Source organism: Ralstonia mojiangensis (assembly GCF_023955645.1).
Classification (GTDB): domain Bacteria; phylum Pseudomonadota; class Gammaproteobacteria; order Burkholderiales; family Burkholderiaceae; genus Ralstonia; species Ralstonia mojiangensis.
The window spans coordinates 98,151-123,639 of the sequence record NZ_JAMXHU010000005.1 but is presented as its reverse complement, the minus strand read 5'-3'; the positions used below and the strand labels follow the sequence as shown (position 1 = coordinate 123,639).

The window sequence follows — 25,489 nt, the reverse complement described above, 5'->3', positions numbered from 1 at the left end:
CAGGAGCCTCAACATGACCGCTGTGACTTCCCGCGTGGCCGGTATTGCCGCCGGACTTTTGCTTTCGTGCGCCGCGCTGGCCCAGACCGCTGGGCCCGGCGCTGTTCCGCTCTCGCCCATGTCACCCATGTCACCACATGGTCCGGGCATGATGGAGCGCGGGCCAGGCATGGGCCCCGGCGGCCCGCGTGGCATGGGCCCGCATCATGGCGGCGCGCCCTTCCTGCGCGGCCTGAAGCTGACCGAAGAGCAGCGTGACAAGATCTTCGCCATCGAATATGCGCAGATGCCCGAAGCGCGCGAACAACGCAAGGCCATCGAGCACGCCCGGCGCGATCTGCATCAGATGGTGGCTTCGGGTCAGTATGACGAAGCGCGTGCGCGCAGCCTGACTGAATCATTGGGCCGCGCCGTGGCTCGCGAAGCGCAGTTGCGCGCGCAGGCTGGCGCCAAGATCATGCAGGTGCTCACGCCGGAGCAGCGTAAGCAGATCGCCGACCGTGAGGCTCAGCGTGTGGCCGAGCTCGAGCCCGGAGAAGGCGGGTTGGAACCTGCGCCGATGATGTAATTCGGGACTGACCCAAAGATGGAATCGGTTCTCGGTCCGCAGCGGGCGGCCCGTGAACGGATGCCTAGCGGTAGACCGCCACCGGAACATGCGCGTAGGTCAGCACCTTGCGCGTCTCGTTGCCGATCAACAGTCGTCCCATCAGGCTGCGGTGCCCGTGCGATGCCATGAAGATGACGTCGCACGCGTGCCGCTTGGCCGCATCCAGGATGCCCAGATAGGGCTCGGGAAACTGCGACACATCGCTGTCGAACTGCACGCCTTCTTCCCGGGCGCGCTCTGCAATGCGGTCGATGCAGGCCTTGGCGTGGCCCTGCACCGTTTCCATGTAGTGCGCATGCGGACACTCGCCCACGCCGGCCGAATAGGCCATGTTGGGGAATTCTTCAATGCACGTGTAGGCGGTGAGGCGGCAACCTGTGGCGCGCGCCAGCTTGAGCGCGCCGTCGATGGCCTTGCGGCACTGTTCGGAGCCGTCGGTCGGCAGGAGGATATGGGTAAACATGGCGGTCTCCATGGGGAACCCATCTCCACGTTACTGCGCCCGCCGATGCGCCTCTATCGTGGAAAACGCTAGTCCAGCGCAGCTTTTCGGCTGATATGGAGAACCGGGCGATCGCGATGCACGGTCGTTCGCATATTGACGAGGCAGGCTACGGCCTAGCCCCGTGCCACGCCTGCCGGTAGCGCGACGGCGACGCGCCGAGCTGCAGAGCAAATCGCCGGCTGAAATGACTGGCGCTGGCAAAGCCGCAGCGCTCGGCAATCGTCGCCAGCGCAAGGGTCGTGGTGCGCAACAGCGTTTGCGCGCGCGCCATGCGTTGCTGCATCACCCACTCATGCGGCGCCACCCCGAACGATGCCCGAAACATCCGTGCGAAATGGAACTCCGACAGGTTTGCTTCTGCTGCGAGTTGCCCGAGCGACAGGGGCAGATGCAGCTCGGCGTCGATACGCGCGGCAATGCGCCGGCATACGTGCGGCGCCAGTCCGCCGCGTACGGCCAGCGCCCGCGTGCGGCCCTGGGTCTGCACGAGATACGACAGCGTGTCGTTGGCCAGCGCGTTGGCGCGCATGCGCTCGTCCAGGTCGGTCCAGTCGAGCTGAGCGATGTTCGCGCACGCTTGTGCGAGATGAACATCTTCAATGAAGGTGCGATCGTGCAGCGTGAACAGGCGGGGCTCTGCGTCGAGCAAACGTACGGCGTGCCCGGCCAACGCGTCAGGCGTGAAATACAGATGAACGAAACGCATCGGCTGCTCGATCACCCAGCTTGACTGATGTTCGGCCGGCAGCATGCACACACGACCCGGTGCGCCGAACAGGTGTGGCAGATCTTGCCGGTGCGTGGTGTAGCCGCCTTGCAGATAGACCGACAGCGTGTGGTGCTCGGGTTGGATGTAGCGCGCCTCATCGTGCTCGTTGCGCCAGATGGCGGCAGTCACGCCATCGCCCAGGTTCGTCACGCGCTCGAGCGATGCGCGTGAGCCGCGTGCAAGCGTGCCGAAGACGCTCGCGTCTGCGGTTACGCGAGGGTCGGCAGGTTGAGGCGAAGGGGACTTGGGGGCGGGGCGCACGCGTCGATGTTACCAACGATGGCACTGCGATGCGATGCAAGAAGCCTGGACGCTATCCGCTGCAGAGCTGGCGTGCCACCTCGCCGGCCAGGCCCACGGCATCCACGCGTTGCCAGCCCGCATCGTTGGCGAGCTGCCGTTCACTGACGGTCAGCGCGCCTTGATACAGCTTGGCTTGCGAGACAGAGAACTGCCGGCTGCGGCAATCGATGGTGTACAGAAAATCGGCCATGTCGCCGCGAAAGGCGCCGAACATGCGTTGAAGCGAGCGCATGCCCGAGCGGTTCGACGCTTCTACGCGCACCCATGCGCTGACCGGCCCGCTGGGCATGCGCTGGATGCTTCCGACGTCGAGCGATGCGTAGCTGTCCGGCTGATCGGCCAGCCTGATCCAGCGCTCAGCACCGGCTGCCGGCATGGACAGCGCTGCCAGCGCCGCCAGCATGCCGGCCATGACACGGTGTGCGAAGACGATGGGTGTCATCGCGGCTTGCCACCCGGTACAGGGATGGCAATGGAGTCGGAATGGCTGCAGGCCATCATCACGCCCGCCTTGTCGACGTCGATCATCACGGTGCCCGGCTTGTCGGCCGTGCTCGGCGTGGCAGCCAGGCTGCCCGACAGGCGCCGCATGATCGCTTGGCAAGTCGGGGCGGTAGAGGCAACGGTCGTCGCCTTGGTCATCTTGGCGGCCGGAATCGGTGCGGGCGGGGCAGCAGCAACGGGTGGCCGGCCGGAGGTAGGTGCAGCTGCGGCCGCAGGCGGCGTTGAAGCGTGTGCGCGCGGCAACGCAACAAGGGCGGCCAGCACGCTCACGGCAATCAGCAACCGCGTCGTGCGCCGTGAAAGCGATCCAGTGGGGGGAGACAGAGACGGCATGACAGTCCAGGCACGGGCATCCAAATTGCGCCTGCTAGGTCACGGGACAGGCGCGCTCTTTCGACCAGTAACGGCACGCCGCGCCCGAACTTGACGCGGCAATCTGCCTCATGAGCCACTCCGGCGTGATTTTGCCTGCGCAAAATACTTCCCGTGAACCGACATAATCGGGCAGCTTGGAACATTCTCGCCAATGTAGCGACCAACCGATATGCCGGGGAGATTTTTCCGGCATCGTCGGCATCGTGAAACGAACCGCCCATAAGGCTCGCACATGCAGACGATGTAAGCAGACGGGACAAGCAGCACAGGGGTTCGTGCAGTGCCAAAACAAATGGGTCGGCGGAAATGAAAATGGGACGAAATATCCGGTCTTTTCCGCCCTTTGTTTTTCCAAGGGGGCAACTATGATTCACAACATGGCGATGCGATGCAACTTTGCATCGTTTGCCTCATGGGTCGGTTCTCCTCTCTGGAACAGATCGACACGGTCCAGAGATTTCAACCCGCGCCTCGTCAACTGAGCGCGGGTTTTTTCTTGGGGCATGCAACGTAGGACGGCCGCCACACGCCCGTCAGGGGTATCGCACGCAGCACCCTTCAGTTTTCTGCCGGCGCGCCGTTGTGGTTAGGGTCGAGACACGCGTAATCTCACGTCTCGCTTTCCCATTGCCGTTGCTGTTGCTGTTATTGCTCAAGCCATCGCATTGCCCATGACCCAGTTTCTTCCGGCCCAGGCTGGAGCCTCTCCTACAGACGTTGCGCCGGGCCCTGGGGCCGTGCAACGTCCGGCGGCCATGGCTGGCGCAATGACTGAGGCGCGCGGTACCGATTTCGACGCGCTGTCGCGGCTTTCGTCCGACGCGGTATTGCTGACGGTAGATGGGCGCGTGGTGCGAGCCAACCCGGCCGCCGCCCGCTTGCTGGGCGCGCAGGATCCTGCGCAACTGGCGGACTTGCAACTCGCCGGCCTGATTCATCCTGATGACGTTGCCCAGGTGGTTCCACGCCTGGCGGGCATGGTGAGCAGCGGCGTCTCTGCACAGCCGGTCGAACACCGTCTGGTGCGCGCCGACTACACGCACGTGCTGGTTGCCAGCGAAGCCGCCGCGTGCGAGCACGAGGGGCAGCCCGCCGTCATGATCGTGCTGCGCGAAGCCGTGTCGCGCCATGCGTTGGAGCGCCACGCCGTACAGGCTCGCGCCGAAGCACTGCATGCGCGCCGCCTGCTCGCTTCGGAGAATGCCGTGCTTGCGCAACTTGCCTCCAATGCGACACTGTCGACGGTGCTGCGCCACCTGTGTCTGTACGTCGAGCAGGTCTACCCGAATGCCATGTCGGCGCTGCTGCTGCTGGACGCCGACTCCCAGACCCTGAGTGTGGCCGCTGCGCCCACGCTGCCCGCGGCCTATGCCGCCACACTGGAGAACAACCCTGTCGGCCCTGACGCCGGTGCGTGCGGTTGCGCCGTGTACCTGGGCGACACCGTCCTCATCGACAACATTGCGACCGACCCGCGCTGGCAGCGTGAACGCACGGCCGCGCTGGCAGCGGGCTTTGTTTCTGCCTGGGCGTTGCCGATCCGTTCATCGCGCGGGGACAAGCTTGGTGTGCTCGCGTTGTTCTATCGACAACCGTGCATGCCCGTGGAAGAAGAACAGCATTTCCTCGACGACGTCACCCACCTGGCAGGCGTTGCCATTCAGAAGGACAACGTCGAGCGCGGCCTGGCCGAAAGCGAAGAACGCTATCGCCTGGCGATCTCGAACTTGCATGAAGGCGTCGTCATCATGTCGCCGGACGGTGTGGTGCAGGCCGCCAACGCCAGCGCCGAGCGCATCCTGCGCGTGCGTCCAGGGCAGCTTGTCGGGCGTAACCGGCTCGACCCGATTCAACGCGTCGTGGATGAAGACGGCAAGGAAGTCGGCCTGACCATGATGCCGTCCGGGCAGGTTCTGCGCACTGGCGAACCCATCTTCGGCCGCGTGTATGGGCTGTTGCTCAAGACGGGCGAACTGATGTGGGTGCGGCAGAACATCATTCCGATCCGTCGTCACGCCGAGCCCACGCCCAGCAGCGTGATGCTGTCGTTTGCCGATATCACCGACATCAAGCGCGCCGAGCAGCGCCTGCGCCATCTGGCCGCCCACGATGCGCTGACAGGGCTGACCAACCGCAGCTTCTTCATCGCACACCTGGAAAGCGCCATTGAAAGCGCACGCGACGAGAGCCGCGAACTGGCGCTTTTCTTCCTTGATCTCGACCGCTTTAAAAGCGTGAACGACACTGCCGGCCATGCCTGCGGCGACACGCTGCTGCAAAGCGCCGCCGCCCGCCTGACCGATTGCATCGGCCCTGGCGACATGATCGCCCGCCTGGGCGGCGACGAATTCGTCATCCTGATCGACCAGCGTGTCGAAGGAAAGCGCATCGCGCTGCTGGCTGAACGTTTGCTTCAGGCCATGCGCGAGCCGTTCGATACCGTCAACGGGCGGTATTACCTGGGCGTGTCGATTGGCGTGGCGCTGTATCCGCACGACGGTATTTCGGGTTCCGACCTGCTGCGTTCGGCCGACGCCGCCATGTATCGCGCCAAGCAGAACGGCCGCAACCGCGCGCAGTTCTACACGGCTGAACTGAACGCCCGCCTGCAACGCCGCTACATGCTGGAAAACGCGCTGCGTGACGCGCGCGAGAACAACGAACTGCAGCTCGTCTATCAACCCAAGTACGACCTGGCCAGCCATCGCATCGTCGGCGCCGAGGCGCTGCTGCGCTGGAACAGCGCCAAGCTCGGGGCGATCTCGCCGGTGGAGTTCATCCCGGTGGCGGAAGAGACGGGGCTGATCGTGCCGATTGGCGCATGGGTCCTGCGGCGTGCCTGCGAGCAGGCCGTGATCTGGTACGAGGCGCTTGGCTACGACTTCCGCATGGCGGTCAACCTGTCGGCGCGCCAGTTCCAGGCCGGCGACGTGGTGCCGATGATCGAGCAGACGCTGGCCGACACCGGCCTGCCGCCCACCGCGCTCGAAGTCGAAATTACCGAAAGCCTGCTGATGGGCGGTGCGGATGAAGTCCGCCCGATGTTCGATGCGCTCACCGCGCAGGGCATCCGGATCTCCATCGACGATTTCGGCACCGGGTATTCATCGCTGTCGTATCTGCAGCGCTTCCCGATCAGCAACGTGAAGATTGACCGCTCGTTCATCACCGGCATTCCGGGCGATCCGGATTCCGTGGCGCTGACGGAGGCCATCGTCGCCATGGCGCGCGCCCTGGGCATGACGGTCACCGCCGAAGGTGTGGAAGACGCCGACCAGGTGGAGTTCCTCGCCAAGGCGGGCTGCCAGGAAATCCAGGGTTACTACATCGGCAAGCCAGTCACGGCCGAAGGTTTCGACCGCTTGCTGCGGGCGCACCTGTCGGTGGTGGATGCCGGCGTACGCGCCGCGCTGGGCTGACCGCCCGGCAGGCTGCATGGCTGACTGAGCCGTTCGCACCGGCGTTTCTGCCGTTCGTCGCAATCCGCTCCCGCGTGCGGGGGCCGGCACCTAAGCTGGCGTCATTCCAACAGGGAGACCGCCATGCTCGAATCGATCGCCTCCATCGTGTCGCATACGCCCGCCTGGGTGTTCGTCGTGTTTGCCGTGCTGATCGCCATTGGGGTGCGTCAGATGCAGCCCCGCATCGTCTCGCGCCGCCGCCTGATCGTGCTGCCGCTGGTGGTGGCCGCGTACTCGCTCTATGGCGTGTCGATGGCAAGCCACGGCAGCGCGCTGGCGCTGACGATGTGGCTGGTCGCCGTTCTGGTGGCTTTCCTGCTCACGTACATGTCGCCGCCCAACGGTGCCGTGTCTGAAACCGCCGACACCGTGCGCGTGCCCGGAAGCTGGGTGCCGATGGTGGTGATCGTGGGCCTGTTCGCCGCCCGCTATGCCTACAACGTGATGCTGGCGATGCACCCGGAGGTCTCGCACTCCGCCAGCTTCATGGCGATGTTCAGCGCGCTGTTCGGCTTTCTGGGCGGCCTGCTGCTCTCGCGCTCGGTGCTGCTGCATGTGCGTACGCCGCGCCTGGCGGCGGCTTGAGCCGATAAATCAGCGTTAACATCCTGCATGTTGCAATCTCCATCCAAAACGAGACGACATGCTGGAACTCGACGGCACCATCTGGCTGCGCGCCGGTGAAGACAACTGGGGCGGGCGCGGCCGGATCGAACTGCTGGCTGCCATCGGACAGACCGGCTCCATCACGGCAGGCGCCAAAGCCGTGGGTCTTTCCTACAAGGCCGCGTGGGACGCCATCGACACCATGAATAACCTAGCCGGCGAGCCCCTCGTGGTGCGCACCACGGGCGGCAAGGGCGGTGGCGGCAGTGTGCTGACGCCCCGCGCGCAACGGCTGATCGAGAGCTTTCGCGCACTGGAAGCCGAGCACCGCCGCTTCGTCGAGCGCCTGGATGCTGCCGCGCAAGCCGCCAGTGAAGACGTCAACCTGTTGCGCCGCCTGATGCTGCGCACGAGCGCGCGCAATACGCTGTTCGGCACGGTCGAATCGGTCGCACCGGGCGCCGTCAACGATGTGGTGACGCTGCGCCTGCCCGGCGGCCAGGCTGTCGCCGCCACCATCACGCAGGAAAGCACGCGCGTGCTGGGGCTGGTGCCGGGCGTGCAGGCCGTCGCGCTCATCAAGGCGCCTGCCGTGATGCTGATGCGTGGCGCCGGCGCGTGGCGCGTCTCGGCAGAGAACCAATTGCCGTGCGTGGTCACGGAAATCCGCGATGGCGCGGTGCAAGCCGAAGTGCGCCTGCGCCTGCTGGATGCGAACGCCGCGTCGGCGGGGGAAACGGTGCTGGTGGCCACGCTCTCGCGTACCGCTGTGGAAACACTGGCACTCGCCGAAGGCGTGGAAGCCGTGGCCGTCTTTGAGGCATCGAGCGTGATCCTGGGATTGGCCTAAGCCTTCATGACGCCCAAAACCCTGCTGATCGTCTACCACTCGATGACGGGCGGTGCGCGCCAGATGGCCGAGGCCGCGCAGGCGGGTGCCACGGAAGAGGGCGGCGTTGCCGTGCGGTTGCTGCACGCGGCGCAGACTGACCCCGACGATGTGCTGGCGGCGGACGGCTATCTCTTCGCGACACCGGAAAACCTCGCCGCCATCAGCGGACAGCTCAAGGATTTTTTCGACCGCTGCTATTACCCGGTGCTCGACCGTATCAACGGCCGGCCATACGCATGCCTGATCTGTGCAGGCAGCGATGGCCAGAACGCGGTGCGCCAGATTGAGCGCATTGCCACCGGCTGGCGGCTCAAGGCCGTGGCCGAGCCGATCATCGTCTGCACGCATGCGCAAACGCCCGAGGCCATCCTGGCCCCCAAGCAGATTGGTGCAGTCGATCTGGAGCGCTGCCGCACCCTCGGGCAGGCCATGGCAACCGGGCTCGCGTTAGGTGTTTTCTAGCGGTTCACCACCGCCGTCAGATGCGGATACGGCGATAGCGGCGCCGCATCGGGCGCGCGCACGGCATCGGCCACGACGCGGCCATCGCGCAGTTCGAATACGTGGTCTCCGAAGATCTCCACATCGGCCGGATCGTGCGTGATCATCAGCATCGGCACCTGCAGCCGCGCCTGCAGGGCAGACAGCTCGGAACGCATGCGCGTGCGCAGCGCCGGGTCCAGTGCGGCAAAGGGCTCGTCTAACAGCAGCATGGACGGCTCGGCGATCAGCGCGCGGGCCAGCGCCACACGCTGGCGCTGCCCGCCGGAAATCTGCGTCGGGTAATTGGCCGCGACGGCGCCCAGCTCGAACGTGTCGATCCACTGCTGCACGCGAGGGTCGCGTGTGCGGCGTGGCGGGTTGAACCACCCGCGCTTGAGCCCGAACGCGATGTTCTGCGCCACAGTCAAGTGGTTGAAGAGCGCGTAGTCCTGGAAGAGGTAGCCGACGCGACGTTCCTGCGCGCTTAGGTTGATGCTCTCGGCGTGGTCGAACAGCGTACGGCCGTTCAGCACGATGCGGCCGCGCTCGGGCGTCATGAGGCCGGCAATGGCGCGCAAGGTGAGGCTCTTGCCGGCGCCCGACGGCCCGTACAGCACCACGCGCCGGCTGTCCGAGCGTACGGCAATGTCCAGCGAGAACACGCGCGCTGCGCTGGTGAGCGTTTTCTGCACGACGAGGTCGATCATGCCGCCGCTCATGCCAGTTGCTCCTGCAGGATCGGCGCGCGCCCTTGCAGCAGGCGGCTGGCCACCACCAGCACCACAATGCAGGTGAGCGATGTGATCAGCACCAGCGTATTGGCCGTGGCGTCGTCGCCGGCCTGCACGGCTTCGTAGATGGCGACGGACAGCGTTTGCGTGCGGCCCGGAAGGTTGCCGGCAATCATGAGCGTGGCACCAAATTCGCCCAATGCACGCGCAAAGGCCAGCAGCACGCCGGCAGCAATGCCGCGTGCGGCCAGTGGCAGCGTGACGCGAAAGAACACGGCAGCCTCCGGCAGCCCCAGCACACGCGCCGCATTTTCCAGTTGGTGATCCACGCCTTCAAAGGCGGCGCGTGCGGATTTCATGACCAGCGGAAACGCCACCACGGTGGAGGCAATCACCGCGCCTTGCCACGTAAAGACGAGCTGAATCCCGAGGCTGTCGAGCCACCCCCCGATCGTGCCGCGCCGGCCCAGCAGCACCAGCAGGTAATAACCGAGCACCGTGGGCGGCAGGACGAGGGGCAGCGTCAGGATTGAATCGATGACGTCGCGCAGGCGATTGCGCGTGCGCGCGAGCGCGTAAGCCGCGCCCACGCCCAGCACGAGGTTCAGGACGGTCGCCCAGCCGGCCACCTTGAGTGAGAGCAGCAGAGGCGTCCAGATGGAAGCGGACATGCGGATACGTTGCGAAGGTGCGGTTGGCTGGCCGGATGATTCCCGCAAACCACGAGGTGACGCGTTGGGCGCCGGCGACAGATTGGGTTAATTATTCGCAATATAGGGTTGGATATAACGCACGGTCAATCCTGACACAGTGATGTCCGGCATGCCGCAAGGGGCATGGATGCGCCGTCCTGCCACAGCTGTCAGCGGCGTCCTCCGCTGCGTTGCAACATAAGCCACGTCGATGGTGGGGCACTAAAAAGTTTTGTTGGACAACCTTGCCATCGGCTTGCAACAATGCGCCAAAACGTAGGCCGGACGTCGCTTTTCACGATCCATGCCCAGCGGTGCTCAGGGTCACCGCACAGCAAATGTCATCCCCCGGGGGGGAAACAGTCTTGGCTATGGCCGGAAGCTTTCCGGCGGCCAAGCAGGTGTTTCCAACATGACCGGAGGACGGCAATGGCCGCCGCACATCGCTCAGATGGTTTGCAGGCAGTACGTTTCCCCCGCGCCGAAGACGTGGCGCTGCTGATGGACATGCGCACCGCGCTCAAGGGGGCGGACGCGCAGTCAGGTGTTTCCACCTGCCCAAGCGCTTCCCTCCAGCTCGACCTGGATGCACTGTCCCCGAAGGCGGACAGCGCATCGCTACCCGGGCACGCCGATTCCCTGGCCGCACGCACCGCAGCAGACGATGCCGCCAACGGCGATCGCTTCTTCGTGCCGCTGCCGTCCGGCACGGACGTTGTTCCCGTGGACGAGCACGCGCTGCTGTTCGAGCCCGCGCCCGCACAGCCGGGTCGCCTGCGCCTGGCTGCCGAACTGCAGGCCGCACGCGGGGTGGCCGAGCGCGCACGCATTGTGTCCGGGCTGATGGGGCTGATGGGTTTTTCGTCCCTCACCTACGCGCTGACCGAGCGCCACGAAAACGCGCCGCCCACGGTGGCCATGCTCAAGAACTACGTGGCGCCGCGGTTCCTGCAGCGCTATTGCGACGAGCGTCTGTTCACCGTCGACCCGCGCCTGCCCGCGGTGTTTGCCACCGGCATGCCGCTGGTGTGGGATCTGGCATCGCTGGCGCGCGGCCAGGCGCGCATGGAGCCGACAATGCGCGCGCTGCTTCAGGCGATGGACGAACACGGCCTGCGCAGCGGCGTGATGTTCAGCCTGGGTGCGGGCAAGGGCATGAACCATGCAATCGTCAGCCTCAGCTCGCCGCATGCAGGGCGGGAATGGATCAGCGACAGTGTGCTTGGCCAGTCGATCCTCTTTGGCATGGCGCTGCATCAGGTCTGGCGGGCGCCACTGCAAACGTTCACGCGCAACACGTGCGTATCCGGGGAAGAGGCACCGCTCACCATCATGCAAAGCCGTGTGCTGACGTGCCTGGCCGCGGGCATGAGCGACAAGGAAATCGCCATCAAGCTGCACACCACGGCGCACAACGTTGACTACCACTTGCGCCTGATTCGCCGCCGCTACGGCGCGACCAACCGCGCTCAGCTGGCCTACATTGCGGGCCGCCTGAACCTGATCTGACAGGGGAAGGGGCGATGTGGAAGCTGCCGCGCGGCATCAGCGCGGCAGTGCCACGCAGCGCAGGCACGACGCACCGTCGGCGCGATTGCACGCAACGATCATCACCTGCCGGCCGGTCCGGCCCGTGCACGCGCTGCCGGTCAGCACCCGTGGTTGCGCTGGTGCAGAGACGGGGCGGGGTGCCCTTGCAGCCGGCGTAGCGCCGCCGGCGGGCACGACAGGAATCGGCTCGATTCGCCCACCGGCAGCGTCGGGCACGATGGCAGGCACGTCGCCAGCGTTGGCGACGACCTTCTGCACATAGCCATGGCGGAAGCCGGTCTCGAAATTGCCGCTGTAGTAGCACGACAGCGCCGCGCGCAACGCCTGCTGCTGATCGCCGTAGCGCGGCAATGAGCGTGCAAAGCACTCGGCGAGGATGGTGCCGCCTGCACGCAGGTTGCGGCAGGCGTCGAACGCGGATTCCAGTGTCTCGCCAAAGCGCGCAAGGTTGTAGCGGTTGACCTGGCCGAGCCCGACGCTGAAGTTGTAGCCCTGGCGCTCCAGTGAACGCGCGGTTGCCACGGCTTCTTCCAGCGTGGCGGGTTGGCGCACAAGCCTGCCGCCCACCACGCCAATCGCATACGGGTTGTAGGCAGACTCCGTGCGCACCAGCGCTTCGAGCGTGAGGCGATCAACTCGTGGCGCGCATGTGGCAGCCAGCGTGGCGAAGGCACGCGCATCAATGCGTGGCCCCGCCACGGCAGACGTGGCTGCCATGCAGGCCCCAAACGCCATGGCGGCAACGATAAAAGCACTGGCACGCATGGTCGCCACCTCTATCGATAAGACAGCACGAGCCCGTGCACCAGGACCGACCAGCCATCGAGCATCACGAACAGCAGCAGCTTGAACGGCACCGAGATGGTGGTCGGCGCAATCATCTGCATGCCTAAGGCCAGCAACAGGTTGGCCACCACCAAGTCGACCACCACGAAGATGATGTAGAGCACGAAGCCCACCTGGAACGCCTTGATCAGCTCGGTGAGGGTGAAACTCGGCACGAGCACCGTCAGGTCGTCGTTCTTGAGGCCGGCGGCGCGCTCCTTGGGCCAGATGCTCGTGGCGGATTTGACGAAGAAGTTGCGCTCCGATTCCAGCGTATGGGTCTCCAGGAATTTCTTCACCGGCGGCTGCGCGGCATCAAGGATGGCGATCACGTCATCCACGCTCATCTGGCTGCTCAGGTTGAAGTTGCGCCCGCGCAGGTTGTCGACCATGTCCATGCCGACCGGCGCCATGATGAACACCGTCAGGATCAGCGCGATGCCGTTGAGCACGATGTTGGGCGGTACCTGCTGAATGCCCAGCGCCGAGCGCAGCAGGCCAAACACCACCACCAGCTTGGTGTAGCTCGTGACCATGAGCGCGGCAAAGGGCGCGATGCCCAGCGCCGCCACCACGGCAATCATCGCTACGGGATTGGGCAGGTTTCCCATTGGGTGTGTCGAGTGTGTCGATGCGTTGTTCTTGTTGAGGGAGGGGGCGTTAGTTATGCCTGCCCCGGTGCCGCCTGACCGATGAAGCGCGACACGCGCACACCGAGCCGGTTGCCGACCGCAATCAGGTGGCCTTCGCCAACCGGCATGCCATTGGCCAGGATGCGGATGACAGCCTGATTGAGCGGCTGCGCCAGCTCCATGACCGTGCCGGGCCGTAACGCACGCAGTTCGGCCAATGACAGCCGCCGCTCTTCCAGCTCGAAAGTGGTGACCAGTTCGATGTCGTCCAGGCTGTCGGTGGGAAGCGGGCGCGCGGAGGGTTCCGTGCCGGATGCAGCGGTATTGGGGGCTGGGTTCTCTGTTGTCATCGGCTTTTCCTCTACGGTTTCCACGACGATGCGGTTGCCTTGCACTTGTCCGAACACACGCAGGTGCAGTTGCCCCCGCACACGGGCCACGCAGCGCAGCGCATTGCCTGCGGGCAGCCATTTTTCGATGCGCACGATGTCGCCCAGCGCAATGCTGGCAAAGTCGCGGCGCGACAGAAAAGTGGCGCCCAGCTCGAAGCGCAGCGGCACCTGCGTGCCCATGAACGCGGCCAGCGGAATGGGCTCCGCGGCCAGCTCCGGCGGGCACAGTTCGGCCAGCACCTGCGGCGCGTCGAACAGCAGACCGGCGCGTGCCAGCCACGGTGCGGCACCGTCTCCGACGGATTCGTCATCGCGGCGGGTGATCATCACTTGCAGGACGTCTGGCCGGTCCAGCCGTACGTCGGGCGAGGCGGTCTCTGGCAACCACATAAGCGCGCGTCCGCTGCGTTGCTCGATGGCCCGAGTGAGCGGTGCCAGAGCGTCGGCCAGCACGGCGCAGCGCAGGGCTTGCGGCACGTGCGCATCTGCGGCGTCGGCCAGCCATGCACGTTCAGCGGCGGCATCGAGCAGCAGCCAGCCCGGGGCATCGCCCAACGTGAAGCGGTAGGCCTGTGCCGCAGCCTGCACGGCATGCGCTTCGCAACGCGCTTCGTAGGGCATGTTCCCTACGGAAAACGGTAGTGCCGCGCGCGCCAGATACAGGCGCGACAGCGCACGCGCTAATGTCTGGTCCACAGCGCAGAGCATGCGGGCGTCGAGCGTATTCATGTCATGAACATGCGCCCGGCCATATAGGCCAGCTGCACGCGGTTCTGTGCACCGTATTTCTTCTTGAGCTGACGCAGGTGATAGTCGACGTTGTGCGGCGACATGTTGAGCTGCTCGGCAATCGCCTTGTCCGACAACCCGCTGGTGATGAATTCCAGAATCTGCCGTTGCACCTGCGTGAGCGCACGCGCGTGCGTGTCTTCATGCAATGGCTTGGCGTGTTGCATGAGAAATTCATGTAGGCCCAGCCCCACGGCATAGGCTTGGCCGACCACGTTATCGGCAATCCAGCCCTTGGCGTTATTGCCCGATCCAAAGCAGATGACGCTGTGTTCCAGGCTGCGTGGGCTGACGACGCCGAAGCTGATGCCGCTGCGCAGGCCGGAGCGCTCCGCGTCTTGCAGCAGGCGGTGCAGGCGGTCCGCATCCGCCGGCGCGGTAAGCGTGGCGCCCAGGTCGGCCAGGTCCCACACGAGGGGCCATTCGTGGCGCAGCGCAAAGGCCAGGCGCGGGTCGACTTCAAAGTAGCGCTCCTCGACGTAGCGCTTGGGCCAGTTCGGCGGGGAATACGCACGGAAGTACAGCACGCGCGTAATCGATTCTCCAATGCGTGTCAGGCGGTAGTAGCAGAGCCAGTCGAAGCCGATGCTGCGCAAGACGGCGCGCAGCAGCAATTGCCGTTCCTGCGCACCGTGTGCGGCCCGTAGATCCTGCGCGGTTTCAGAGAAGGACTCGGCGCGCGCCATCGCACCCAGGCGGATCGATTCCGCATCGACCACGATGTGTTCTTCGCCAAACAGGACTGGCGCGCGGACATCGCCGGCACCCACATTCGAAGCAGTCAACCGTGGCCTCTCGCGTGGCAAGTGAATGCACTCACTGTAGTGGCGTGCGCACGCCGCGATGAACTACCGAAAAGCGTAGTCGACCCCGAAACTTCGTCAGAGATTGACCGCTCGACTACGAGTTTCAGCGTTGAGCGGACAGGCCCCTCACTTCTACACTTTTCGCAAGGGAAGCGGGTGCGAAACGGCGCCTGGCTTCTACGGACATTCGTGGGACAACGGCTCAAACGGCCCCAAAACGGCCCCCAAAACGGGCCCAAAGGCGCTCCATGGCAAAGCCTCGGAATCTTGCTGCAGCGTTGGACGTTCCGCTCACCGGCATGCGCTGGGCGCGGCTGGTGAATTACGACATCGCGATTGCCGTGTTCGTGGTGGCGGTGGTCGCGCTCTTCGTTCTGCCCCTGCCCACCGTTGTGCTCGATGGGCTGATCTCGCTCAATCTGGCCGCAAGCATCGTGTTGCTGTGCGTGTCGATCTATCTGCCGTCGGCGCTGGCGTTCTCGTCGTTTCCGGCGGTCCTGCTGTTCACGACGCTGTTCCGCCTGTCGCTGAACATCGCCTCGTGCAAGCTGATCCTGCTGCAGGCCAACGCGGGCCACGTGATCGACACGTTCGGCAAGCTGGTGGTCGGCAACAACTTCGTCGTGGGCGGCGTGGTCTTCCTGGTGATTGCGGTGGTGCAGTTCATCGTGATCGCCAAGGGCTCGGAGCGCGTGGCGGAGGTCGGTGCGCGGTTTTCGCTGGATGCAATGCCCGGCAAGCAGATGAGTATCGACGCCGATCTGCGCGCCGGCATCATCACGTCGGACGAAGCCAAGCGCCGCCGCGAAGCACTGGAGCAGGAATCGCAACTGCACGGCGCGATGGACGGCGCGATGAAGTTCGTCAAGGGCGACGCCATTGCCGGCATCATCATCGCGGTGATCAACATCCTGGCCGGTATTGCCGTGGGTGCGCTGATGCACGGCATGTCGATTGGCGATGCGCTGCACCGTTACGCGATCCTGACGGTGGGTGACGGCATGGCCTCGCAGATTCCGTCGCTGCTGGTGTCGATTGCAGCCGGCATTGTCACCACCCGCGTGGCGACGCGTGACCGCGAGGCCCGCCACCTTGGCCAGCAGATCGGTGCGCAGATCACCGCCCACCCGCGCGGCATGCTGATGGCCAGCGGCGTGCTGCTGGCCTTCCTGCTGGTGCCGGGGTTTCCGAAGTGGTCGTTCCTGCTGTTGGCGATCGGCACCGCTTCGGCTGCATTCCTCCGCATGCGCCAGCGCCGGCAGGCTCCGCCGCTCGATCTGCTTGTGCTCGGCCCCGATGCCCGGCGATTGGCCGAACCCGAAGCTGGCTCGCCGGCAGAAGGCATTGCGGCGCCCATTGCGGTGCGCCTGTCGGAAGACCTGCGCGGCAAGATCGAACTCGTTGCTTTGCAGACCCGCCTGGCCGAAGCCAAATCGCGCGTGCAGCGCAGGCTCGGCGCGGTGTTCCCACGCGTACAACTGACCTGGGATGCGGCCTTGCCTGCCCACGGTTACGCGCTGCTTGTGCAGGACGTGCTGGCCGCCGAAGGCACGCTGCCGGAGCGCGATGCGATTTCAGACAGTGCCGTGCCCGCCGAAGACCGCCTGGCCGCCGAAGTCGAAACGCTCATCGAGCGCAACGCCGCTTCGCTCATCGGCATTCAGGAAACACAGAACCTCATCCAGATCATGCGCCGCGAGCACGGCGAGCTGGTGGCCGAACTCACGCGCCTGGTGCCTCCGCAGCGCATTACGGAAGTGCTGCGCCGGCTGGTGCAGGAGGGCGTGTCGATCCGCAACCTGCGTGCCATTTTCGAGAGCCTGATCACGTGGTCGCCCAAAGAGCCCGAAGACGTGATCGGCCTGGTGGAACTGGTGCGCGTGGATTTGCACCGCCAGATCACCGAGCAGTTCTGCGGCACCAGCCGCGTGCTCGATGTGGTGCTCTTCGAGCAGTCCTTGCAGGAACGCATCGAGCAAGCCGTCGTGCACACCAAGCAGGGCAGCGTGCTGAGCCTCACACGTGACGCCAAGCAGGCGATTACCGACCAGGTGGTGAAGATCCTTGGCGGCACACGCCCGCTGGAGAAAGACCGCCATGGCCGCCCGCTGGCGGTGATGGTGTCGCTCAATTGCCGGCGCTACGTCAAAACGATGCTGCAGCCGGTGTTTGGCGATCTGCCGGTGCTGTCGTACCAGGAGATCGACGAAGCGATCGAACTCAACACCGTGGGCTGGGTGACCAACCCCGCCTGAACACACAGAACGCACGGAACACGCAAGGAGACAGGCCCATGAACATGAGCGCCACCATTCTCGAAGCCACGCGCCAGGGCTTGCTTCTGGTGCTGCTGGTCTCGTTGCCCGTGGTGGCGGTGGCGACGGTATCGGCGTTGCTGATTGCCATCGCGCAGGCAGTGACGCAGATCCAGGATCAGAGCATCGGCCTGTCGGTGCGGCTGATTGCTGTGATGGTGACCATCGTGGTGCTGGCGGGGTGGGGCGGACGCGAAGTGCTGCGTTTTGCCCGCATGGCACTCGATCAGGTGTTTTACGGCGGTGTGGCGCCTTTCTAGCGGGGGGATCGCGAGATGGCGCCGAATAAACAACAACATAACCGAGCGAGAACACGCGTGAACAAACGCTATCGATTCCTGCGGTGGAGTGCATCAGCAGCGTGCCTATGGCTGCTGACGACGGCGGCCCTGGTGCAGGCGGCCGAGCTGCGCTGGCGCAACCGGTCGTACACGCTGGTGGCTGAAGGCAAGAAGGTGGGCGATTTCATCCGCGAGCTGGCGGCATCCCAAGGCGTGACGGCGGTCGTCGATCCGAAGGTGGAAGGCACCATCAACGGCAAGTTCTCGGGCCCGCCGGCCAGCACGCTCAATACCGTATGCGCCACCTACGGGCTCACGTGGTACTACGACGGTTCGCTCATCTACGTGGACCGTGCAGATGATTCACAGACGCAGGTCTTCCCGATTCCGAAGGGCAGTGGCCCGGAGCTTGCGCAGATCCTGCGCGCCATGCAGATCACCGATCAGCGCTTTCCGCTGGTTGTGAGCGACAAGGAAAATACCGTCTACGCGTCTGGCCCGAAGCGCTATGTGGAACTGGTGCGCCAGGCCATTGCATCGATTGCCGATCCGTCGCGCGGCATGGATCGCGCAGAGATTCGCGCGTTCCCGCTCAAGTACGCGTGGGCGGGCGATGTGGAGATCAATCGGTCTGGCAAGCCCGTGACGATTCCCGGCATTGCCACCATGATGCGTCGCCTGCTGGGCGCGCCCAACCCCGGTGCAAGCAGCCCCGGCATGTCGCCAACGCGCGCCATGCGGCTGACTGGCCCCACGCGGCAAATGAAGCTCAGTTCCGGTGACAGCATCAACGTGCCGCGCATCGAGATTCCGCTGGCCGGCGCGCAGGGCGATTCCGGCTACGGCGCACAGGCGCCCGCAGCATCCGGCGGCGGTGCACCGCCTGACCTGCCGCGCATCGAGGCCGACGCCGGCATCAACGCCGTGCTCATCCGCGACGTGCCCGAGCACATGGCGCAGTACGAGCGCCTGATTGCCTCGCTCGATACCAAGCCGCGGCTGGTGGAGATCAACCTCACGATCATCGACATCAGCACGGATTCGCTCGACAGCCTGGGCGTCGACTGGCGTCTGCACACCACGCACGGCGATTTCCAATCCGGCAACGGCAACAATCCGCCGCTCACGTTCAACCTCGGCACCACCGAAGACGGCCAGACCGGCAGCACCACGCCGATCGGCATGGCGCTCACAGCATCGATTGGCGGCAGCCTGCGCAATTACCTGCTGGCGCGCATCAATGCGCTCACGCAGAGCGGCAATGCACAACTGCAAGCCAAGCCGAAGGTGCTGGCGCTGGACAACACCGAGGCCATTCTTGAAAACCTCATCCACTTCTATGTGCCGGTGTCGGGCTTTCAGGATGCTTCGCTGTACGGCATCACGACGGGCACGAGCGTGAAGGTCACGCCGCTCATCGTCAACGAGGCCGGCCAGATGAGCGTGATGATGTCGATCGACATTGACGACGGCAATCTGACTAACGACAAGGTGTCGCAATTGCCCGTGGTGCAGGAGCGTTCGATCGTGACGAAGGCGATGATCGAAGAGGGCAAGAGCCTGCTGATCGCCGGCTTCAACTCCGACAGCCTGAACAACACCAAGTCGGGCATTCCGTTTCTGTCGGACGTGCCCTTCATCGGCAACCTGTTCAAGTACACCAACAAAACCGGTCAGCACATGGAGCGCTTCTATCTGCTGACCCCGCGCATCCTGACCGCCGCCAGCACCAACCCGAACGACGTGCCCGCCGTGTCGATTCCGGGCGTTGGCATGCCGGTGCCGGGATCAACCGATTGGAAACCGGGCCCGTTGCCCAACACGCCGGCACCCAACCAGCCGCCGGCCAGTGTCGGCACCTTGCCCACGCCGCCTGTTTCACGACTGCATGAACCAGCCAGCCTCACAACCCTCGCCGCACTCGGATAAATCGCCCTGGAAGCTGTGCTTCCTGAGCGGACCGCTGTACGGCAGATCGATGCCGCTGCGGATGGGCGCCAACGTGGTCGGCTCCGCGCCCAACTGCGAAATCATCGTGCCCGACAGCAGTGTCGCGGCGCGCGAGCTGATGTTCGAGGTGGGCGGCATTGCCGTCTCTGCACGCCGGCTGGACGACGCCGAGCCAACGCTCAACGGCCAGCCATTCGGCCAGACGCGCCGCAGCGTGGTGCCGGGCGATGTGATTGCCATGGGCGACATCCGTGTCGGCATCGAAAAGGTCGGAACGATCCGCATGCCGGCCGCCGCGGTGGAAGGCGCGGGTGCTGCGGTGCTGGCAGAGCGCGTGCCGTCGTGGCTGCCGCTGGCTGCAGCGGTGTGGCTGTCGCGGGTGTCCACCAAGGCGGGGCGCGGGCGAACGTGGCTGGCGGCCGGCATCGGCCTGTGGCTTGCGGTGTTGCTGGCCGGCGGCGTGGTCGCGTTTGCCGGGCATGACGGCTGGTCGCTGTGGGGGCGAGACCCGGCAGCGCGTGCAGCGCAGGTCCGTCACGCGTTGGGTGACCCGGCAGAGATCGTGGTGACGCCGGCGTCAGACGGCACGTCGCGCGTGTCCGGCTATGTGCCGACCGAGGCTGACCATCAGGCGCTGTTGAGCCGCGCACGTGGGTTGTCCGATGTGTCGATTGGCGAGGTGTATGTGGTGAGCGATCTGCTGGCCGCTGCGCAGCAGTACTTCAGTGCGGGCGGCACAAGCGGCACGGCCGCGCTGAACGTGGCCTACGACGGACATGGCCGCATCGTGGTGAGCGGCACGGCCGACCGTGCGCAGGCATGGCAGCGCATCCGCAACTACGCGCGCGACGCCAAGCCGGCCGTCGAGGTGGTCGACCGCGTGGCGTGGGATGGCCCGCCGCCGCCGAACGTCGTGGCGGAAACGCCGCGCGCCGACGGCCTGCCCGCCATCGTGAGCACATATGAAGACGAAGACGGTACGCGCTTTGTGCAGACGCGCGACGGCCAATTGTATTTCGAGGGCGCCCGGCTCAAGGGCGGCCTCCAGGTGAAGAGCATCGCTTCAGATGGTGTGGTGCTCGACCGCGGCGGGCAATCGGTCACGTGGCCGATCCAGCCGCAAACACCGTAGCGCAGCGGGTCCCCCTTTCCCGCGCGTGAGGTGTGTCGTACGGAGGTCGCCGGCAGATGCGAGGCCGGCAGCCCCCGCCAGGCAGTTGGTAGTTCCGGTAGTTCCGTTTGATCCTTTTGACCCTTTTGACTGACATCCAGGAGAGCACCATGGCAGGTACACCCACCACCGGCGTTGACGGCGCCATCGGCAGCATCAACCAGTCCGGCGATGACCAGCTGAAGATCGCCACGGCAGTGCAGGCAGCCGCAGCCAAGGGCGCCGCAGCCAGCGGCATCATCGGCGCGGCCCAATCGCTGAGCAATACGGCGGCTTCGGCAGCCGGTGCCGTCCGCGACGGCGCGCGCGCCAGCTGACGCGCAACCCCAGCGGCGGCGGGCGCGGCCTGCCGCCGCTTCACCGAATTCAGGAGGGCACGATGTCGATCGAAGCGAATGCGATTGCGGCCGTTGCCGCGACTCAGGCTGCACAGGCGCAAGCCGGCGGCGCTGCCGGTGCCAGCCAGGCCGCGCAGGTGAACCCCGCGGCGTATGCGGCCCAGGGCCCGGGGCAGGTCGAGCAGGGCATCGGCACTCCGGCTACGCAAGCCGCCGTGCCCACCGACGCCCAGCAGTTTGGCGGCATGATGCGCCCGGTTGCCACCACGACGGTGCAGCCGGCCACGCTGCCGGCACAGCCCATTCCGATGGCTTCCCACGCAACGCCATCGCCGGTGCCGGATGTGTCGTTCTCGTTCACGCGCGGGCCCGGCGCCGACGGTGCAATGGGCCAGTGGCGCGACTACGGCCACGACCTCAACGAGCGCTACACCAGCATCAACACCAAGCGGCAGGAGATGCTCGACTCGCTCGACAGCATGGACGTGACCATGACGATGGTGAAGCTGGCCGATTTCAGCTACTTCGCCTCGATGACGCTGGCCGAGTACCAGATGGACATGAGCTTTGCGCAGGCCGCCAACGGCGTGAGCCACTCGCTGCTGAAGAACCAGGAAGGCTGACATGAACCGATTGCTGGGTGTGCTGATGGCGCTTGCCTGCCTCTTCGGCCTGGCCGGGTGCGAGCAGGAGCTGTACACCGGCCTGTCGGAGGTCGAGGTCAACGAGATGGTGTCCGCGCTGTCGGCGGCTGGCATCAGCGGGCAGAAGCTCGTGCAGGACGGCCAGGGCCAGGAGGGCCGCACCTGGACGCTTACCGTCGACCAGGCCGACATGGGTCCTTCGCTGGCGGTGCTGCGTGCGCAGGGCCTGCCGCGCCCGCGCCTGGCGTCACTCGGTCAGGTGTTCCAGAAACAGGGGCTGGTGGCCACGCCTGCTGAAGAACGCGTTCGCTACATCTACGGCGTCTCGCAGGAGCTGTCGCGCACGCTGCTCGATGTGGATGGCGTGATGCTCGCGCACGTGCATGTCGTCATTCCCGAGAACGACCCGCTGGCCGACAAGGCCAAGCCAGCCTCCGCTGCGGTGTACATCCGCTACCGGCCCGGCGTGAACCTCACCGCCATGGCGCCGATGGTGAAAGACCTCGTCGCGCACAGCATTGAAGGGCTGAGCTACGACAACGTATCGCTGTTCCTGCAGGGCGCCCAGCCGGTGCCGGTGGACGTGCGAAAGGGCGCGGCGTTGCTCGGCACATTCAGCACGCGCAACCCGCTGGTGTGGCTGCTCGGCTTGCTGATCGTCGCGGCACTCGTTGTAACAGGTCTCGTGGCATGGCGACGTGGCGCGTTCGACAACCTCAGCGGACGCCGGCCGGAGCGGGCGTCATGACCAACGATGCGCGCTTGGCAGGGCTGGTTGCCACGTTCAACCTGCGGCCGGATCGCTATATCGACGCGTCGTGGCTGCCGGCGGATTGGCCGCTTGCGCTGCGCGATCCAGCCCGTTATGGCGAGGCAGGGCGCGCCGTGCTGGCGCGGGCGCTGCTCCAAGCCCATCAGTTGCAGGGCGAATGGGACTACGACTTTGCCGCCGTGGAAAAGCGCATCGCCCTGTTGCCCGCTGACGCGCTGGAGCGCATGGCCGTGTGCTGCGGCCTTTGCCTGCATCGCCAATGGCTGCGCGAGGGCGAGGTCTCGCGCAAGACCCGGCAGGCCATCGACCTCGCGTTCGGCGCGCCGCTTGTGGCATTTGCGTTGGAACGCATGCCGGCCTTCGAGGCCGTTGCCGAGACCTTGCAGGCGCAGCGCCAGTACCCCCGCCTGGCAGTGGAAACGCTGCGCGCCCGTGGGCGCCGGTTGTTGACTGATTTTCTCGTGCCGTTTGGGCCGGCCGTCATCCGCCGGCTGGCGTTGAAGTTTCCGCGCAACGCGGCCGATGCCGATCGGCCGCCGTATTTGCTAGGCCGCACGCAACGCGCAGAACTGGGCGAATTGCTGCGGCTGAGCTTGATTCCTGAACAGGTGCCGGCATGGGACTGGCTTTTCTGATTACCACCGACAAGCTGCATATCCTGAGCGAGCGCAAGGTGCTCAAGCAGCACGAGTATGCGGCGCTGCTCGATGCCACGAGCATCCTCGGCAGCGCCCAGGAAGAACGCGAGCGCCTGCTGGAAGATGCCGAGGCGCAACGCGAGCAACAACTCAAGGTGGGCTACGACGAAGGCTATGAAAAGGGCGAACGCGAAGCCGCCACGCGGCTGTATGCCGATGCGCTCGCCAACGCGCGGGCCCTGGCGGCCATGAAGCAGCTGATGGCCGAACTCGTCACGCGCACCGTGCGCGAACTGGCGGCCGATCTGCCGCGCGAGGCGATCTACGCCAAGGCCTTCGCGCGCATCGAAACCCTGGTCGAACACGAACCCGTGCTGACGGTGCGCATCGCCCCGCAGCAGGTGGCGGATCTGGAGCGTGTGCTGGGAACCGTGACCGACGGTACCCGCCGCGTGCGCGTGGTGCCCGATGCCAGCATGTCGGAAGAGGCATTGGTGGTGGAGACCGCATCCGGCGTGGTCGAAGCCGGCATCGACACGCAACTGGCAGCGCTGCACGCCGCTCTGGTGGGGGGCGAAGCATGACCGAACCCGCTGTCAGTCACATCATTGACGCGGGCGATCTGGAACGTAGCCTGCGCGACGTGCTGGAGCGCACCGACGGTATGGCTGCGGGCGTCCAGATGCGCGGGCGTATTCACCGTGCGGTTGGGCTCATGCTCAATGCTTCGGGCATCCAGGCGCGGCTGGGCGAGGTGTGCGAACTGCGCACGCCTGGCGAGCGCAGCGTCTATGCGGAAGTCGTTGGCTTCGAGCGGCAGTCCACCTTGCTGACGCCGCTGGGCAGCGTGCACGGCTTGTCGGCCGCCACGGAGGTGATTCCCTCTGGCAGCGCGCATCGCTTTGGCGTGGGCGATGCGTTGCTTGGCCGCGTGCTCGATGGGCTGGGTGCGCCCATGGATGACGGCGGGCCGCTGTTCACCAAGGAGCGTGTTTCAACACATGCAGAGCCACCCAGCCCGTTGTCACGCCGCCGCATCGACGCGCCGCTCTCAACCGGGGTGCGCGCTATCGACGCCATGCTGACGGTGGGCATTGGCCAGCGGCTGGGCATCTTTGCGCCGTCGGGCGTGGGCAAGAGCACGCTGCTGGGCATGATCGCGCGCGGCGCGCAGAGCGACGTCAACGTCATCGCACTGATTGGCGAGCGCGGTCGCGAAGTGCGTGAATTTCTGGAGCTGTGCCTGCCGGAGGCGACGCGGCGCAAGACGGTGCTGGTGGTATCTACGTCTGACCGGCCGGCTATGGAGCGCGTGAAGTGCGCGCTGGTGGCCACCGCCGTGGCCGAATACTTCCGTGATCGCGGCAAGAACGTGCTGCTGCTGGTGGATTCACTCACGCGGTTTGCGCGGGCGCAGCGCGAGGTCGGGCTGGCGAGCGGCGAACCGCCCACGCGACGCAGTTTTCCGCCGTCGACATTCTCGGTGTTGCCGCAGTTGCTGGAGCGCGCGGGCGCCGGTGCACATGGCGTCATCACCGCGTTCTACACCGTGCTGGTGGAGGGCGACGAAGAGAGCGATCCGATTGCCGAAGAGGTGCGCTCCATCGTCGACGGGCACATCGTGCTATCGCGCAAGCAGGCGCTGGCGGGGCGCTATCCGGCTATTGATTTGCTGGCCAGCATCAGCCGCGTGATGCCGCAAGTGACCACGCCTGCGCACCGTGCCGCCGCGCAACGCGTGCGCGAGCTGCTGGCCAAATACCAGGAGATCGAATTGCTCGTGCAGATCGGCGAATACCGCGAAGGCAGTGATGCGCTGGGCGATACCGCATTGCGCGCCCATGCCGCGCTCGCCCGCTTCTTTGAGCAAGACGCCGATGCGCGTGTGAAGCTGGAGCGTACCGTGGCCGACCTCGAAGCCGTGGTGGGGGCGCTATGAGCGACGTGCTGCGTCAGCTCGCCCGCGTGCGCGAGGCGCGCAAACTCGGCGCCATGGCGCGTGCGCAGAAGCAGGCTGCCCTGGTGGCCCAGGCAGCCGCGCAGAACGCGGCGGCGCAGCAAGGGTTGCAGCAGACGGTATCGGCGCGCTCTGCGCACGACGCTGCCATTGAACAGGCCGTGCGTGAGGATGCGCGCAGCGCCGTCGCGCTGCTGTGCGGCGCCAATGCCGCGCGGCTGGCGCTGGATCGTGCCATCGTCAACGCGCACGTTGAATCCACGCAGACCGGCACTGCGCTGGCGGCCGAGCAGGTGGCGCAGGCACGCGCCCAGCGGCATGTGGCCCGTGCGAACGCCAAGTGTGAAGCCGTCGACCGCGCCGAGCAGCGCGTGGTGGCAGCCCAGCGCCGCGCGGCGGAATGGCAGGAAGAAGACGCCGCGCTTGAGGCCCAGCTTGCGCGCCAGTCTGTCGGCCAGAAGATCACCGCCTGAGCCGATGCAAGGGTTCGATCCCCA

At 65.7% G+C, this 25,489-nt stretch carries 26 protein-coding genes and 1 pseudogene; 17 read left to right on the top strand and 10 right to left on the bottom strand.

Going from position 1 to position 25,489, the window contains the following annotated elements:
• Nucleotides 1–13 precede the first annotated feature (13 nt).
• Nucleotides 14–568, top strand: coding sequence for a Spy/CpxP family protein refolding chaperone (locus tag NG898_RS21045; RefSeq protein ID WP_252694260.1), 555 nt, complete (start codon nucleotides 14–16; stop codon nucleotides 566–568).
• A 64-nt stretch (nucleotides 569–632) separates the two neighbouring features.
• Here NG898_RS21045 and NG898_RS21040 read toward each other — a convergent pair whose 3' ends face one another.
• The 4 genes from NG898_RS21040 to NG898_RS21025 form a co-directional block, all read right to left on the bottom strand.
• A complete protein-coding gene (locus NG898_RS21040; protein ID WP_252694259.1) occupies nucleotides 633–1,073 on the bottom strand; it encodes a universal stress protein in 441 nt (146 codons plus the stop codon).
• 148 nt (nucleotides 1,074–1,221) lie between these two features.
• Nucleotides 1,222–2,145, bottom strand: coding sequence for a helix-turn-helix domain-containing protein (locus tag NG898_RS21035; protein ID WP_252694258.1), 924 nt, complete (start codon nucleotides 2,143–2,145; stop codon nucleotides 1,222–1,224).
• Nucleotides 2,146–2,197: 52 nt separating this feature from the next.
• Nucleotides 2,198–2,629: a hypothetical protein gene (locus NG898_RS21030; protein WP_252694257.1), complete on the bottom strand. Its 432-nt coding sequence runs from the start codon at nucleotides 2,627–2,629 to the stop codon at nucleotides 2,198–2,200.
• Nucleotides 2,626–3,024, bottom strand: coding sequence for a glycoprotein (locus NG898_RS21025; RefSeq protein ID WP_252694256.1), 399 nt, complete (start codon nucleotides 3,022–3,024; stop codon nucleotides 2,626–2,628). Before NG898_RS21025 ends, NG898_RS21030 begins: the two co-directional genes overlap by 4 nt.
• Before the next feature lie 713 nt (nucleotides 3,025–3,737).
• Here NG898_RS21025 and NG898_RS21020 point away from each other — a divergent pair.
• The 4 genes from NG898_RS21020 to NG898_RS21005 all read left to right on the top strand — a co-directional run bounded on the left by NG898_RS21020 (nucleotide 3,738) and on the right by NG898_RS21005 (nucleotide 8,487).
• Nucleotides 3,738–6,485, top strand: coding sequence for a sensor domain-containing protein (locus NG898_RS21020; RefSeq protein WP_252694255.1), 2,748 nt, complete (start codon nucleotides 3,738–3,740; stop codon nucleotides 6,483–6,485).
• Nucleotides 6,486–6,608: 123 nt separating this feature from the next.
• On the top strand, nucleotides 6,609–7,112 hold the full coding sequence (locus NG898_RS21015) for a DUF6622 family protein (RefSeq protein ID WP_252694254.1): 504 nt from the start codon (nucleotides 6,609–6,611) through the stop codon (nucleotides 7,110–7,112).
• Between the two features lie 58 nt (nucleotides 7,113–7,170).
• Nucleotides 7,171–7,983, top strand: a complete 813-nt coding sequence (locus NG898_RS21010; RefSeq protein WP_252694253.1) for a TOBE domain-containing protein — start codon at nucleotides 7,171–7,173, stop codon at nucleotides 7,981–7,983.
• Between the two features lie 6 nt (nucleotides 7,984–7,989).
• Entirely contained in the window at nucleotides 7,990–8,487 is a 498-nt protein-coding gene (locus tag NG898_RS21005) for a flavodoxin family protein (protein WP_252694252.1), read from the top strand.
• Here NG898_RS21005 and NG898_RS21000 read toward each other — a convergent pair.
• Nucleotides 8,484–9,227, bottom strand: a complete 744-nt coding sequence (locus NG898_RS21000; RefSeq protein ID WP_252694251.1) for an ABC transporter ATP-binding protein — start codon at nucleotides 9,225–9,227, stop codon at nucleotides 8,484–8,486. The genes NG898_RS21005 and NG898_RS21000 overlap by 4 nt on opposite strands.
• Entirely contained in the window at nucleotides 9,224–9,910 is a 687-nt protein-coding gene (modB, locus tag NG898_RS20995; RefSeq protein ID WP_252694250.1) for a molybdate ABC transporter permease subunit, read from the bottom strand. Before modB ends, NG898_RS21000 begins: the two co-directional genes overlap by 4 nt.
• A 450-nt stretch (nucleotides 9,911–10,360) precedes the next feature.
• On the opposite strand from modB, the gene NG898_RS20990 reads away from it, so the two are divergent.
• Nucleotides 10,361–11,440 carry a helix-turn-helix transcriptional regulator gene (locus NG898_RS20990; RefSeq protein WP_252694249.1) on the top strand — a complete coding sequence of 360 codons (1,080 nt, stop codon included), beginning with the start codon at nucleotides 10,361–10,363 and terminating at the stop codon, nucleotides 11,438–11,440.
• A 36-nt stretch (nucleotides 11,441–11,476) separates the two neighbouring features.
• On the opposite strand, the gene NG898_RS20985 is transcribed toward NG898_RS20990, so the two are convergent.
• From NG898_RS20985 to NG898_RS20970, 4 genes are read right to left on the bottom strand one after another with little or no spacing between them, the layout of a single operon-like run.
• Entirely contained in the window at nucleotides 11,477–12,247 is a 771-nt protein-coding gene (locus NG898_RS20985) for a lytic transglycosylase domain-containing protein (protein ID WP_420803712.1), read from the bottom strand.
• An 11-nt stretch (nucleotides 12,248–12,258) separates the two neighbouring features.
• On the bottom strand, nucleotides 12,259–12,918 hold the full coding sequence (sctR, locus tag NG898_RS20980) for a type III secretion system export apparatus subunit SctR (RefSeq protein WP_092971978.1): 660 nt from the start codon (nucleotides 12,916–12,918) through the stop codon (nucleotides 12,259–12,261).
• 53 nt (nucleotides 12,919–12,971) lie between these two features.
• The gene (sctQ, locus tag NG898_RS20975; protein ID WP_252694248.1) at nucleotides 12,972–14,060 is read right to left on the bottom strand and encodes a type III secretion system cytoplasmic ring protein SctQ; all 1,089 of its coding nucleotides are present in this window, start codon (nucleotides 14,058–14,060) and stop codon (nucleotides 12,972–12,974) included.
• Nucleotides 14,057–14,905 carry a helix-turn-helix transcriptional regulator gene (locus tag NG898_RS20970; RefSeq protein ID WP_252694247.1) on the bottom strand — a complete coding sequence of 283 codons (849 nt, stop codon included), beginning with the start codon at nucleotides 14,903–14,905 and terminating at the stop codon, nucleotides 14,057–14,059. Before NG898_RS20970 ends, sctQ begins: the two co-directional genes overlap by 4 nt.
• Before the next feature lie 325 nt (nucleotides 14,906–15,230).
• Here NG898_RS20970 and NG898_RS20965 point away from each other — a divergent pair.
• From NG898_RS20965 to NG898_RS20915, 11 genes and pseudogenes are all read left to right on the top strand, one after another.
• A pseudogene (locus NG898_RS20965) lies at nucleotides 15,231–17,181 on the top strand (FHIPEP family type III secretion protein).
• Between the two features lie 44 nt (nucleotides 17,182–17,225).
• Entirely contained in the window at nucleotides 17,226–17,501 is a 276-nt protein-coding gene (sctS, locus tag NG898_RS20960; protein ID WP_024978637.1) for a type III secretion system export apparatus subunit SctS, read from the top strand.
• A gap of 15 nt (nucleotides 17,502–17,516) precedes the next feature.
• Entirely contained in the window at nucleotides 17,517–19,451 is a 1,935-nt protein-coding gene (gene sctC / locus NG898_RS20955; RefSeq protein WP_392397896.1) for a type III secretion system outer membrane ring subunit SctC, read from the top strand.
• A complete protein-coding gene (locus NG898_RS20950) occupies nucleotides 19,411–20,604 on the top strand; it encodes an FHA domain-containing protein (RefSeq protein WP_252694246.1) in 1,194 nt (397 codons plus the stop codon). Before sctC ends, NG898_RS20950 begins: the two co-directional genes overlap by 41 nt.
• 149 nt (nucleotides 20,605–20,753) lie before the next feature.
• Nucleotides 20,754–20,960, top strand: coding sequence for a hypothetical protein (locus NG898_RS20945; protein ID WP_024978640.1), 207 nt, complete (start codon nucleotides 20,754–20,756; stop codon nucleotides 20,958–20,960).
• A gap of 62 nt (nucleotides 20,961–21,022) precedes the next feature.
• Nucleotides 21,023–21,604, top strand: a complete 582-nt coding sequence (locus NG898_RS20940) for a hypothetical protein (protein ID WP_252694245.1) — start codon at nucleotides 21,023–21,025, stop codon at nucleotides 21,602–21,604.
• Nucleotide 21,605: 1 nt separating this feature from the next.
• Nucleotides 21,606–22,373 (top strand): type III secretion system inner membrane ring lipoprotein SctJ, encoded by a 768-nt coding sequence (gene sctJ / locus NG898_RS20935; protein ID WP_252694244.1) that lies wholly within the window; start codon nucleotides 21,606–21,608, stop codon nucleotides 22,371–22,373.
• Nucleotides 22,370–23,032 carry a SctK family type III secretion system sorting platform protein gene (locus NG898_RS20930; RefSeq protein ID WP_252694243.1) on the top strand — a complete coding sequence of 221 codons (663 nt, stop codon included), beginning with the start codon at nucleotides 22,370–22,372 and terminating at the stop codon, nucleotides 23,030–23,032. Before sctJ ends, NG898_RS20930 begins: the two co-directional genes overlap by 4 nt.
• The gene (gene sctL, locus NG898_RS20925; RefSeq protein ID WP_252694242.1) at nucleotides 23,014–23,619 is read left to right on the top strand and encodes a type III secretion system stator protein SctL; all 606 of its coding nucleotides are present in this window, start codon (nucleotides 23,014–23,016) and stop codon (nucleotides 23,617–23,619) included. The genes NG898_RS20930 and sctL overlap by 19 nt, the downstream gene beginning before the upstream one ends.
• 80 nt (nucleotides 23,620–23,699) lie before the next feature.
• Complete coding sequence (locus NG898_RS20920) at nucleotides 23,700–24,974, top strand: FliI/YscN family ATPase (RefSeq protein ID WP_420803718.1); 1,275 nt, start codon at nucleotides 23,700–23,702, stop codon at nucleotides 24,972–24,974.
• Nucleotides 24,971–25,465, top strand: a complete 495-nt coding sequence (locus tag NG898_RS20915; RefSeq protein WP_252694240.1) for a hypothetical protein — start codon at nucleotides 24,971–24,973, stop codon at nucleotides 25,463–25,465. Before NG898_RS20920 ends, NG898_RS20915 begins: the two co-directional genes overlap by 4 nt.
• Nucleotides 25,466–25,489 lie beyond the last annotated feature (24 nt).